The sequence below is a fragment of the Sinorhizobium meliloti genome, from assembly GCF_017876815.1.
Classification (GTDB): domain Bacteria; phylum Pseudomonadota; class Alphaproteobacteria; order Rhizobiales; family Rhizobiaceae; genus Sinorhizobium; species Sinorhizobium meliloti.
The window spans coordinates 792,468-804,520 of sequence record NZ_JAGIOS010000001.1 but is presented as its reverse complement, the minus strand read 5'-3'; the positions used below and the strand labels follow the sequence as shown (position 1 = coordinate 804,520).

Genomic DNA, 12,053 nt, shown 5'->3' with positions numbered 1-12,053 from the left:
GGACGATGGGGCGCCTCACCGGCGGCCTGGCGGCCGTCACCGGTTTCATCCTGTCTGCCGGCGCCTCCGTCGGACAGGAGGGGGAGACGGCCCCTCGCTACCGGATAAAGCCCTCCGAGGTGGCCGTTCCGCCCGATGTGCCGATCGGAATGTATCGCCGCGTCATCCATCCTTTCGGAAACTGGACGCTCATTTGCGACGAGAATTTCAAGACGAAGCAGAAGATCTGCAACATCACGCAAAACGTCGCCGACGAGTCCGGAAAAAGCATTTTCAGCTGGTCGCTCGCCGCAACCGCGGAAGGCAGGCCGATGATGATCCTGAGGGTGCCTCCGGCCGCCGGCAAGGGGTCGAGAGTGAGCCTTTCGTTCCCCGACCGCAAGAAGCCGGTCGAGGTGGAGGTGGAAAGCTGCGACCGCGGCGTCTGCCTGGCGACGGTGCCGGTAGGCCCCATCCTGCGTGACAACATCGCCCGGGAGGCGACGGTCGGGGTCTCCTACGGCACGGGCGACGGAACCATCAGCATCAACCTGCCTCTGAAGGGCCTGAACCCGGCACTGGAGGCCATAGAGTAGAAGTGCAGACCTCATGACCGAGACAGATGCAAACGACCGGCTCCGCCGGCCGCAGACCGGCGGAGCTTCATTCCCACAGACTCCTGCCGGGGAGCACCTCTGGCGCAGAATGTTCTTCGGTGTCCTGGGCACCCTCGTTCTCGGCTTCGCCGCCGTCGCTCTCTTGTATTTTCAGGGCGTGATCGGTCTGGCTCAATCCGCCGATGGCTCGGTCCGGGCCGCGGAGACGCCGGCCAAGGTGCCGAGCAACGTTTTCGCCGATCACATAAAGCAGGCCGGCATGAAAAGATGCACGACGGCATTTCCGCTGCTGGGCGAAATGCTGGTGACCGGGTCGCAATATGCCGTCCGCTCCCATTGGAACGCCGAAAAGGCGGACGAGCATATGATCCAGGCGATCGTCGGCCTCAGCTACAAGACCCCCGGCTACGAAGGTCCGGCGGGCGGTTTCGTCTTCGCGGCTCCCTTGCCGAAGGGCGGGTGTGAAGGCGCAATGCTGCGCGTGGCGCCCTTCCCCAGGGCATGCAAGGATGTCCTTCCGCTCCTGCCCCCGGGCAGCACCGCGGCCGATACGCTCTCGGGCGTCCAGACATACAACCTCGGCAAGGGCCAGGGGCAGGGGATGCTCATTCCCGCGGGAAGCGCGTCCTGCATCGCCATATCCACGACGGCGATCGCCCAGTGAGCCCCGATATGGCCCGCCGCCGATAAGCGGCCCGGCTTACGACGGATGGCTGAACCGGGCGACCCGCGCATCCTTCGTGAGGTTGCGGAAATTGGTGCCGCTCATATGCACGAGCGTCCTGTGGTCGCCGCCCTCGAAATAGATATCGTTTGCCCTGTCGAGGCTTTCGTCGAGGATGACCGGCACGCCATAGGCCTCGCCGATGGGCGGGACGGCTCCGGTCTCGCAATCGTTGAAGAGCTCGCTGACCTCCTCCTCCGAGGCGAGGCCGAGACGGCGGTTCATGACGTCCTGCAGGGTGGAGAGCTCGACCCGATGCGTGGCCGGAACGACGGCGAGCGCATAGCCCATCTCGTGGTGAACGACCACGGATTTGGCGAGCCTGTTGCCCGGCACATGGGCGGCTTCGGCAGTCTGACTGGTGGTTGCGGTACGGTGATGGGCGAGGGTGTCGTAGGTGATCCCTTCGCTGTCGATATAGTCCTGAAGTCTCCTGGCGATCGTCATCGTAGGCGCCTCTTCTATCCTGCTGCAGTCTCCCCAAGCCGTTGCGACTCACGAAAAAAATGCAGCGCTTCAAAGTGCTACAGCGGCTTTTGGGCGTCCGGCAGGACGCGGGGCACTGTAGTGACGCGGAAGATGACATTCTCCTCTCATCATCGGAGGAGTCAACGGCGAACGGCCGGGCCGGCTACCACACGTAGGGCACGAGCCGGTAGCGCACGCGTTCCGCATAGGCATCGTAGCCGGCGAGCCCGGTGCGAAGCGCCTTCTCCTCTATGCCGATCCGGATCGCGAGCAATGCCGCCAGTCCGAGTGCCACGAGCAGCCCCCACCAGGAGCCCAGGAACAAAGAGGTCGCGGCGACGAAGAGAAGGCTGCCCGTATAGAAGGGATGACGGACATAACGATAGGGTCCCGTGGTGATCACGCTTTGCGCACGCTCCGTCTGCACCTTGACGACCGGCGATGCGAAGCTGTTTTCGCGCAATGTCCGATAGCTGAAACCGATGGAGAGGACGACGAGCAGCGCGCCCAGAGCCTGCACCCAGACCGGCATGGAAGACCATTTGAATCTCGCGGCATCGAGCGCCATGAAGGCGAAGCCGCCGACGAGGAACAGGAGGATAACCGAAAGGAGCACCTTGTCGGCCAGGGGCTGGCCCTCCTGGATGGGGGCAGCCAGTCTTTCCTTGAGCAGCGCGGGATCGTGCCGGGCAAGGAGGAGCCCGACGAGGAACGAAAGCGCAAGCATGAGGAACAGATAGGTCCACGCCGCCGGCCAGGCGAGCGTTCCGGCCGAGAGGAAGAGGACGGCTCCGATGAACCCGAACCAGACGATCGTCTGTACGGTCAGCCTGACAAGCATGAGCAAGCTCCTGCATGGTTTGTGCGATGAAGGGCGCCTTAGCGCGGGACGGAAACTCTATGCGGCTTTCCGCCCGCGTCCCGGCGCGACGAACTCCTGAGATAGTGTTTCGGTCAGCGCTCGCAACTCTCATTTCAGGCGGGTGAGGTGGGATTAAACGGCGCGTGCCTGCGAGGCTTCATCGGCGCTTGCCTGAAGCGTTCACACTCTTGTGCTTCGCGCGGAACTTAAAGCCGCATAACCGGATTCCCATATTAGACCCGCTGCATCTTCGCTTGGGCCCTGACCGGTTCAAGGATCAAAGAATGCAGCAATGCGAAGCGCGACAGCGACCTTTGCACGCCGAATAGGACGTGCGGTGCTGGAGCAGCACTCGCCGTCCGCAAAGGAGGGACGCGATGTATCGCTATATGATGAAGGAACTGATGCTCATCATCGCCGGCCTGACGGTCTGTGCGGTGCTGTTCCTGCTCGTCCTGTCGCAGGGAGCGGCCGCGTCCTTTTGAGCGCAGTTCAGCTCTTGCCGAGAATCTCGATCGTCCTCGAGTCCCGAACGCCGCCGAAGTAGAGGTCGATCGCCCGGGTGAAAGCGTCGACATCAGGCGCTGCCGCTTCGAAGAGCGTCATCGATGAGCAGAACTTCAAATCGTCCGGCCGGCCGAAGATATCAAGAGCGCTGCGCCCCCCGACCGCATTGACCGCTTCCGTGCATTCGAGAATGCGCCGGCCGAGGACCCGGTGTGCGAGATAGGCCTGCGCCTCGCCAAGGCCCGACAGCGCATAATATTGCGCCGTCGGCGAATGGCCGAGGCCCGCGATCTGCGGAAAGATGAACCACATCCAATGCGTCCGCTTGGCGCCGGCGCGCAGCTCCGCGAGCGCGGCCGGATAGATGCCTTCCTGCGCCGCGACGAAGCGTTCGAGATCGAATGCCTCCCTCGTCATCAGCCTCTTACCGGTTCATCTGTCACCAGCGCTGATGAACATGAACCTTGATGAGCCGCTCGTAAAGCGCTGCGATTGCCGCGAGCGTCGCGCCGTCGATCGGCGCAAGGGCGCTGGCGGCGGCGTTCGATTGCGTTTGCGCGGCGTTGCGGGCGCCGGGAATGACGACGGAAACCGCGTCCTGCGCGAGGATCCAGCGCAAGGCGAATTGCGCCATCGGCACATTGGCGGGCGCCAGCGTGCGAAGCTCGTCGACCGCCTGCAGCGCCACGTCGAACGGCACGCCGGCAAAGGTCTCCCCGACGTCGAAGGCTTCGCCGTGACGGTTGAAGTTGCGATGGTCGTCGGCGGCAAAGACGGTGTCCTTGCTGATCTTGCCCGAAAGAAGGCCGGAGGCGAGCGGTACGCGCACGACGACGCCGACATCCTTCTTCTTCGCCTCGGCGAAGAATAGGTCCTGCGGCCGCTGGCGGAAGATGTTGTAGATGATTTGGACCGTGGCGACGCCTGGATATTCGATAGCCTTCAGGGCCTCTTCGACTTTCTCGACCGAGACGCCGTAATGGCGGATCTTGCCCATGGTCACCAGCCGGTCGAGCGCGCCGAAGACCTCGGGCCGGTAGTAGACCTCCGTCGGTGGGCAGTGGAGTTGGACGAGATCAAGCGTTTCGACGCCGAGATTTGCGAGGCTGCGGTCGATGAAGGCCTCGATATTGGCGCCCGTATAGCCCTCCGCCAGGGCGGATTGAGCCGGCGGCCCGCCTTCGTGGCGACGAATGGTTTCTCTCCGCCCCGTTCCTGCAGCACCGCGGCGATGATTTTTTCGGAACGCCCGTCGCCATAGACGTCCGCCGTGTCGATGAAGGTGATGCCGCTGTCGAGGGCGGCATTGAGCGCGCGCTTGCCATCCTCCTCGCTGACGTCGCCCCAGGAGCCGCCGATCTGCCAGGCGCCGAAACCGATCTCCGAAATCGTGGCGCCCGTTCGTCCCAAGATCCTTGTTTTCATCGAATGTATCCTCTCCATCTTGATGCCGGAACTCAGCTCCGTGTCGTCCGCATAACTATGACGATAGTGGCGCAGATGAAAGCTCCCGTCAGTCGCAGAGTGTCACCAGCGCCTTGCCGCGAGTGAGATCGCTCACGAGGGTGAGCACGTCGTCCACCGCGTCTTGCCGTATCTCGGCCGACAGCACTGCGCCGGTGCCGGTGAAGGTCTCGGAGGCGATCGACACGCCGCGCGCTGCCAGCCGCGCCTTGATGAGCGCGAGATCGGCGAAGTCGCAGGCGATCTCGGCACGCTGTCGTTCGATGAGCTCGATCTTTTCCGCCGCCCGCAGGCAAAGCGCCGCAGTGCCGCCATAGGCACGGACCAGTCCGCCGCTGCCGAGCAGGACGCCGCCGAACCAGCGTGTCACGACCACGGCGACGCGGTCCAGCGACTGACCGTCGATCGCTGCAAGGATCGGCTTGCCCGCCGTCCCGCTTGGCTCGCCGTCGTCGCTGAAGCGATAGCTCTGGCCGGCCCGCCAGGCCCAGCAATTGTGGTTGGCCGCAGGATCCGAGCGGGCGGCAATGAAGGTTTTGGCCGACAGTTCGTCCTCGATCGGCCCGGCAATCGCCAGGAAGCGGCTCTTCTTGATTTCCTGTGCCGAGGTCTCGATGCGTTGGAGCGTGAACATCCGCTTTGTCCGTTTCGAGCTTGATAGCGGATTCCCGATCGTTAGGCCAAGGGGGCAGCCGGCGTCTGCCCCTCAACCCGCTGCCGCGACCTTCTCCCCGCAGGCGGGGAGAAGGGACACGCGGCGCCCTCCAGCGCACCATTTTATCGAACGCGCGGCCTACTCGTTCCCTCTCCCTGCCTGCGGGGAGAGGGTTAGTCCTCGGGTTAAACCCGAGGAGAGGGGCAGCCCTTTGTTCAATCGGCGCGCTCAGCCGATCGCCATCAGGCTGGCATTGCCGCCGGCTGCAGCCGTGTTGATCGAGGCGGAAACCTCTTCCACGAGCCAGTTCAGGCAATAGGCGTCCGGGTTGCGGGCGATCTCCCCGCTCGATGCGGCCTGCACGAGCAGCAGCGGGCCGGGCAGGGCGGCGATAGCCTTGTTGACCGCGCGGATGCGCTCGGCGTCACCTTCGACCAGCGCACCGGCGAACGGGCCGTCGGCGGCCCAGTCCTTGGACCAGGAGACACGCAGGCCGACGGTCTGCGGCAGGTTCTTCAGCGAAGCCTGCAGACCGGAGGCGGCATCGATCGCGACGCTGTTGCCGGTCGCGAGCGCAGCGGCGAGCTGGTGGTATAGACCGCTCTCCGTCGCCGGCACGAGGAGGATGCGGCCGCGCGCATGGAGCGTATAGAGATTGCGTTCGCCGACGGGGCCGGGGAGTTCCAGATCCAGGCCAAGTGCCGAGCTGCTGCCGGCGTTGCGGGCCGCTTCGGCCTCCGCGCGCGCGCCTTTGCCGTCGAGCCATTTGGCGAAGTCGAGAAGGACCGGGTCCGTGTGCACCGAGCTGTGCTGCGGCGGCACCGGTGCGGTCGTAACCAGGCGGCCGAGATAAAGCGGACCGCCGGCCTTGGGACCGGTACCGGAAAGACCGCGGCCGCCGAAGGGCTGGACGCCGACGACCGCGCCGATGATGTTGCGGTTGATGTAGAGGTTGCCCGCCTTGATACGGCTCGTCACATGCGCGATCGTCTCGTCGAGGCGCGTGTGGAGCCCGAAGGTCAGGCCGTAGCCGGTGGCGTTGACGTCGTCCACCAGCCGGTCGAGATCGTCGCGCCGGTAGCGGATGACGTGCAGCACCGGCCCGAAGACCTCGCGTTGAAGATCGGAAAGCTTCTCGAGTTCGATGATCGTCGGCGGCACGAAGGTGCCCACTCCGGTCTCCGAGGCGAGCCCGATCTGCTCGACCTTGCGGCCGAGCCCGCGCATCCGCTCTATGTGCTTCTCGATGTTGTCCTTCGCCTCTGATGTGATGACCGGGCCGACATCCACGGAAAGACGATCGGTGCGGCCGATATGCAGTTCGTGCAGCGCGCCCTTCAGCATCGTCAGGATGCGGTCGGCCACATCCTCCTGCAGGCACAGCACACGCAGTGCCGAGCAGCGCTGGCCGGCACTGTCGAAGGCGGAGGTGATCACGTCGCCGACCACCTGCTCGGCAAGCGCCGAGGAGTCGACGATCATCGCATTCTGGCCACCGGTTTCGGCGATCAGCGGGATCGGCCGGCCGGCGGGCGAAAGGCGGTCGGCAAGCTGTGCCTGGATCAGCCGCGCGACTTCCGTCGATCCGGTGAACATCACGCCCGCGGTCTCGGCCGCGGCGACCAGCGCCGCACCGACGCGTCCGTCGCCCGGAAGAAGCTGCAGCGCGCTTGCCGGAATGCCGGCCTCACGCAGGATGCGCACGCCCTCGGCGGCGATCAGCGGCGTCTCTTCCGCGGGTTTGGCGAGCACGGGATTGCCGGCGACGAGTGCGGCGGCGATCTGCCCGGTGAAGATTGCCAGCGGGAAATTCCATGGGCTGATGCAGACGATCGGGCCGAGCGGCCCGTGGCCGGGGCCGAGCGTGCGGCGCGTCTGTTCGGCATAGTAGCGCAGGAAATCGATCGCCTCGCGCACCTCGGCAATGGCGTTCAGCGCCGATTTGCCCGCCTCGCGGATGATCAGCCCGAGAAGCGTGGGCATGCGGGCCTGCATCAGCTCGGCGGCGCGGTCGAGGCAGGCGGCCCGCTCGGAGGGCGGCACGGCCGCCCAATCCGGCGCCGCGTCGGCGGCAAGGCGCACGGCGCGCCGTGCGTCCTCTTCCGAGGTCTCGGTCACCGAGCCGACGACGTCACGATGGTCGCCGGGGTTCAGAACCGTCCGCGTCTCGCCGGCAGCGGGGCCGGTTGCGAGCTGCGGCAGGGCGGTCCACTTCATTGCCGCGCTTTCCCTCAGCGCTTCCGTAAGCGACGCAAGCGTTTCCTCGTTGGAAAGATCGAGCCCGGCGGAATTGGTCCGCGCATCGCCGAAGAGTTCGGCCGGCAAGGCGATCCTGTCGTGCTTGGCGCCGACGACCGGCATGGCGCGGACGACTTCGACGGGGTCGGCGATCAGTTCGTCGATCGAAACCTTCGGGTCGTTGATGCGATGCACGAAGGAGGAGTTGGCGCCGTTTTCGAGGAGGCGCCGGACCAGATAGGCAAGCAGCGTCTCATGGGTGCCGACAGGCGCATAGATGCGGCAGGGGCGATCGAGCTTGCCGCGGCCGACGACCTCTTCATAAAGCGGCTCGCCCATGCCGTGCAGGCACTGGAATTCGTATTTGCCCACGTGAAAGTCCTTGCCGGCCATGTGGTAGATGGCGGCGAGCGTCTGGGCATTGTGTGTCGCGAATTGCGGGAACACCACATCGGTCGCGGCAAGCAGCTTGGCTGCGCAGGCGATATAGGAGACGTCGGTGTGGATCTTGCGCGTGAAGACCGGGAAATCCGCGAGCCCGTCGAGCTGCGCCCGCTTGATCTCGGCATCCCAATAGGCACCCTTCACCAGCCGCACCATGATGCGCCGGCCGGAGCGCCGGGCAAGATCGATGATGAAGTCGAGAACGAAGGGGCAGCGTTTGCCATAGGCCTGCACGACGAAGCCCATGCCGTTCCAGCCGGAGAGATCGCCGTCGAGGCAGAGCACCTCGAGGAGATCGAGCGACAGTTCCAGCCGGTCGGCTTCCTCGGCGTCGATGTTGAGGCCGATATCGTAATTCTTGGCGAGGAGAGCGAGCGCCTTCACCCTCGGCAACAATTCGCCCATGACGCGCGCGGCTTGCGCGCGGCTATAGCGGGGATGCAGCGCCGAGAGCTTGATGGAGATGCCCGGGCCCTCATAGATGCCGCGGCCGGCGGAGGCTTTGCCGATTGCGTGAATGGCGCTCTCATAGTCCCTGTAATAGCGTTCGGCGTCGGCGGCCGTGGTCGCCGCTTCGCCGAGCATGTCGTAGGAGTAGCTGAAGCCTTTCTCCTCGAGCTCCTTAGAACGTTTCAGCGCTTCGCGGATCGTCTCGCCGGTGACGAACTGTTCGCCCATCATCCGCATGGCCATGTCGACGCCGCGCCGGATCACCGGCTCGCCGCAACGCGAGATGAGACGCGTGAGCGCCGCCGCGAGGCTGCGGTCGTTGACCGTCGAGGTCAGCTTGCCGGTGACCACAAGTCCCCAGGTCGCGGCATTGACGAAGAGCGAACGGCTGCCGCCGAGATGCGATTTCCAGTTGCCGTCGGCAATCTTGTCGCGGATCAGCGCGTCGCGCGTCGCCGTATCGGGAATGCGCAGCAGCGCTTCCGCAAGGCACATGAGTGCCACGCCTTCCTGGCTCGAAAGCGAATATTCCTGCACCAGTCCCTCGACGCCGGAACCACTATGCTTGCCGCGCAGCGCCTCGATCAGCTTGCGGGCGGTGCTTGCGGCGGCGTCCCGTATTTCCTTCGATTGCGTGGCCGCCTCGACGAGAGGCGGCAGGCATTCCGTTTCCGGGCGGCGGTAAGCGGCCGTGATCGCCCGGCGCAGCGTGCTTTGCGGCCGGACTGGCGGTGCGAAGTCGGCGAAGGGCGCAGGTGCGGCGTCGATCGCGGGTTTCTGAAGCGGGTTCGGGCTCATTGAACGCTGTCCTCCACGGAACGGTAGCGGGCGCTTTCGACGCCCTGATGTCGTGGCAGAAAATACGCGTGCCATCGCCGAACATCCATCCGGCAAATTAGCCTGATGGCCGAATGTTTCTCCACGACAGGCCGGACAAAAGGAGAACTATACGGAGCGCAAGCGAATGTTCCGGATGATCATAGGTCAGCATGCCGCCCCGAAAAGTTGCTCCCGCGCCATCAGGCACTCGTCGTCCCCCGGCATGCAGGTGCGACAGACGATGGGGCGTATGTCGTAGACCTTGCAGGCGACGGAACGGCCGAGCTTGCCTTCAAGCGCCGTGCAGCGGCCGCTCTCGCAGCGCATGCCGCCGAGATCCGCAGCCACATAGTCCGCCGGAATGCGCTCGAGCTCCTCCTCCGTCTCCAGCGAAAAGCGCGGCCAGTCGGCCGAATACGCGCAGCACGCGCCGCAGCTCTGGCAGTCGAAATTCTGATGGGCGGGAACGGATTGGCTCATGGCGCCAGCCTATCACGAAGCGGGTGGCGCCGGAATGCCTGCCTCTTGCGCCGGAAGGTCACGCTCCCACCGCGTCGCGCCTTGCTATCTCGTAGTCTTCCGTATGCACGAGCACGCCGTCGCCGGTCACCAGCGCTATGCCGTAGGCCGCCGGCTCGTCCACCGAAAGGGACGCGTCCGCGGTGTCGAAGGGCATAGGCTGCTGGTGCACCGGACTTTTGAAGATCGAGAAGGGAATGCCGCGACTGGAGCCGCTGATGGTGCGGTGGACGTGGCCGGCGAAGATATGACGAACATTTCCGTGCCGCTTCACCAGGGCGTAGAAGTCGTCTTCGTTGACGAGGCGGATCATATCGATGCCGGCAAAGCCGCTGATATGCGGCGGGTGGTGCATGAAGATCAGCGCCGGCCGGCCGCCGGCCTCCTCGAGTTGCCGGTCGAGCCAGGCAAGGCGCCTGTCGCATAGGTGGCCGGCGTGACTCACCGGATAGTCGTAGGGCGGTGCAAACAGCGTATCGAGCAGGATCGCGCGGCAATCGGCGAAATCGAGCACCTGCTGGACGAAGCCGTTTGCGTCGGTCGTCGCTTCCGCGAAGACGTCGAGAAACACATCGCGCCGGTCGTGATTGCCGATCATGAGCGCCGCCGGGGGGGTGAGTTCGCCGAGAAGCGCCTTCAGCCGCTCGTAGGAAGCGCGGTCCGCCCGATGCGTCAGATCGCCGGCGAAGATCACCCGGTCGGCATCCGCATGGTAGCGGTTTACGTGGGCGATGCCGTTGGCGAGCCGCCGGTACGGGTCCAGCCCGATGATCGTCTCGCCTTCGGGCACCATGTGGAGGTCGGAGAAAATGATGAGCTTCGTCATGTGCGTCCCGCGTTGATGTCTCGCGGGTCACGCTCCTGCGCCTGCTCGCAGGCGTCAAGCGGCATTTTCGGGCGGGTCGGACCTATGCGGAAGACCGGTCCGCCGCCCTCATCACTGCAATCCGTCCGTGGTCGCCTGCGCGAAGCGCCGGGCCGTCAGCAAATCGCCGGAGGACGTACCGGCCATGCCGCGCTCGGCAAGGAGATCGGCATAGCTGGCCATTGCCAGAGCATGGCCATTCCCAGCGGCTTCGGCGAGAATTCGTGCCGACTGCAGCTTCTGTCCAGCCCTGTTGAGAACGCGAGCGAGCTGGAACTGCGTCCGGGCGCCGCCGTTCTGATTATAGGCTTCCCGACAGGCGGAAAGTGCCACCCCGATGCGGATGTCCTCCGTCGCAACGGCGGGGAAAGCCCTGTTGCGTTCGAGATCGAATTCGCTACCGGCCTCGCGGTCGCATTGCTCGGCGGCGGTGAGATCGCCTGCACGCGCCGCGGAGGGCGCGGTCGCGACCAGAGGCAAGACCACGGCGGCCGCGATCAGGTGATACAGGCTCGATCCAACGTGTTTCTTCATGGTGCTCTCCCTCTAACCGACACCATCCTAGGGCCGCCCCGACCCGGCATCTGTTCCGCGGGAAACAGCGGTGAAGGCGATGAAACGGTGAGTTGAAGCAGCCCCCAAGATGCGTCTTGCATCGGGCACGCCTCGGTCTATCCTCGTAAGGAGCCGGAGGCCGAACAGGGAGCGCTGCGAAACGCAGCGGAGAAGCCGATGCGGCAGTTCGAGATGAGGAGACGGATCTTTCTTGGCGGCCTGCTGCTTGCCACCGTATCGGGCGGCCGTTCGACGGCAGCAGCTCCGGTCGTGGGCAAGGCTGCGAAAATCCGCGGCAATGTCCGCCGCCGGCAGGGCGGGGACGAGGAACGGCTGGCGATCGGCGGCGCGGTTCTCGACAAGGATTATGTCCTGACGAGCAGCAACAGCTTCGCCGATCTCGCGCTCAGCGAAACGCGTATCCTGCTGGGGCCGCAAACGGAACTCCTGATCGACAGCTACATCGCCGGCCAGGGCGGAACCCTGGAGCTGGGCCTCGGCCGGATGGTCTTCGACCGGCCCGAAGGTTTGCCCAAGACGGACGTCGCGGTGCGCACCGCCTTCGGCATGATCGGCGTTCGGGGAACGAAATTCTTCTGCGGCCCGAGCCGAGCGGCTTTCGCGGTGTTCGTGGAACATGGCGTGGTGTCCGTTCAGGGCGGCGGCGTTACACGGACAGTCGCCGCCGGCCAGGGCGTGGATATCAACCGCCCGGGTGCTGCACCCAGCGAACCGACGCGCTGGGGCCAGGCGCGGATTCGCCAGGCCTATGCGAGCGTCGGGTTGAGGTAGGGGCGATAGCTGGCATCCCGCGATGCGGTTGCTGTCGATGTGTGCCCCTCATCCGCCTGCCGGCCCCTTCTCCCCGCAGGCGGGGCGAAGGGGCA

At 65.2% G+C, this 12,053-nt stretch carries 11 protein-coding genes and 1 pseudogene; 3 read left to right on the top strand and 9 right to left on the bottom strand.

Going from position 1 to position 12,053, the window contains the following annotated elements; all coding sequences use genetic code 11:
- Positions 1-5: 5 nt before the first annotated feature.
- Both JOH52_RS03910 and JOH52_RS03905 read left to right on the top strand, forming a co-directional pair.
- Positions 6-575, top strand: coding sequence for an invasion associated locus B family protein (locus JOH52_RS03910; RefSeq protein ID WP_010968592.1), 570 nt, complete (start codon positions 6-8; stop codon positions 573-575).
- A gap of 13 nt (positions 576-588) precedes the next feature.
- Complete coding sequence (locus JOH52_RS03905; protein ID WP_014528909.1) at positions 589-1,260, top strand: hypothetical protein; 672 nt, start codon at positions 589-591, stop codon at positions 1,258-1,260.
- Positions 1,261-1,296: 36 nt separating this feature from the next.
- Here JOH52_RS03905 and JOH52_RS03900 read toward each other — a convergent pair whose 3' ends face one another.
- From JOH52_RS03900 to JOH52_RS03860, 9 genes and pseudogenes are all read right to left on the bottom strand, one after another.
- Positions 1,297-1,767, bottom strand: a complete 471-nt coding sequence (locus tag JOH52_RS03900) for an aminoacyl-tRNA deacylase (RefSeq protein ID WP_003531541.1) — start codon at positions 1,765-1,767, stop codon at positions 1,297-1,299.
- Positions 1,768-1,951: 184 nt separating this feature from the next.
- On the bottom strand, positions 1,952-2,629 hold the full coding sequence (locus JOH52_RS03895; RefSeq protein ID WP_010968594.1) for a methyltransferase family protein: 678 nt from the start codon (positions 2,627-2,629) through the stop codon (positions 1,952-1,954).
- Between the two features lie 513 nt (positions 2,630-3,142).
- Positions 3,143-3,574 (bottom strand): DUF1810 domain-containing protein, encoded by a 432-nt coding sequence (locus JOH52_RS03890; RefSeq protein WP_010968595.1) that lies wholly within the window; start codon positions 3,572-3,574, stop codon positions 3,143-3,145.
- Between the two features lie 22 nt (positions 3,575-3,596).
- Positions 3,597-4,582: pseudogene (locus JOH52_RS03885) on the bottom strand (aldo/keto reductase).
- Between the two features lie 88 nt (positions 4,583-4,670).
- Complete coding sequence (locus JOH52_RS03880) at positions 4,671-5,255, bottom strand: IMPACT family protein (protein ID WP_010968597.1); 585 nt, start codon at positions 5,253-5,255, stop codon at positions 4,671-4,673.
- A 249-nt stretch (positions 5,256-5,504) separates the two neighbouring features.
- Positions 5,505-9,206: a trifunctional transcriptional regulator/proline dehydrogenase/L-glutamate gamma-semialdehyde dehydrogenase gene (gene putA, locus JOH52_RS03875; RefSeq protein WP_010968598.1), complete on the bottom strand. Its 3,702-nt coding sequence runs from the start codon at positions 9,204-9,206 to the stop codon at positions 5,505-5,507.
- Positions 9,207-9,392: 186 nt separating this feature from the next.
- Positions 9,393-9,707 carry a YkgJ family cysteine cluster protein gene (locus tag JOH52_RS03870; RefSeq protein WP_003531524.1) on the bottom strand — a complete coding sequence of 105 codons (315 nt, stop codon included), beginning with the start codon at positions 9,705-9,707 and terminating at the stop codon, positions 9,393-9,395.
- A 58-nt stretch (positions 9,708-9,765) separates the two neighbouring features.
- The gene (gene spdA, locus JOH52_RS03865; protein WP_003531522.1) at positions 9,766-10,572 is read right to left on the bottom strand and encodes a 2', 3'cyclic nucleotide phosphodiesterase SpdA; all 807 of its coding nucleotides are present in this window, start codon (positions 10,570-10,572) and stop codon (positions 9,766-9,768) included.
- Between the two features lie 111 nt (positions 10,573-10,683).
- Positions 10,684-11,145 (bottom strand): hypothetical protein, encoded by a 462-nt coding sequence (locus tag JOH52_RS03860; RefSeq protein ID WP_010968599.1) that lies wholly within the window; start codon positions 11,143-11,145, stop codon positions 10,684-10,686.
- Positions 11,146-11,343: 198 nt separating this feature from the next.
- On the opposite strand from JOH52_RS03860, the gene JOH52_RS03855 reads away from it, so the two are divergent.
- Positions 11,344-11,958, top strand: coding sequence for a FecR domain-containing protein (locus JOH52_RS03855; protein ID WP_003531518.1), 615 nt, complete (start codon positions 11,344-11,346; stop codon positions 11,956-11,958).
- Positions 11,959-12,053 lie beyond the last annotated feature (95 nt).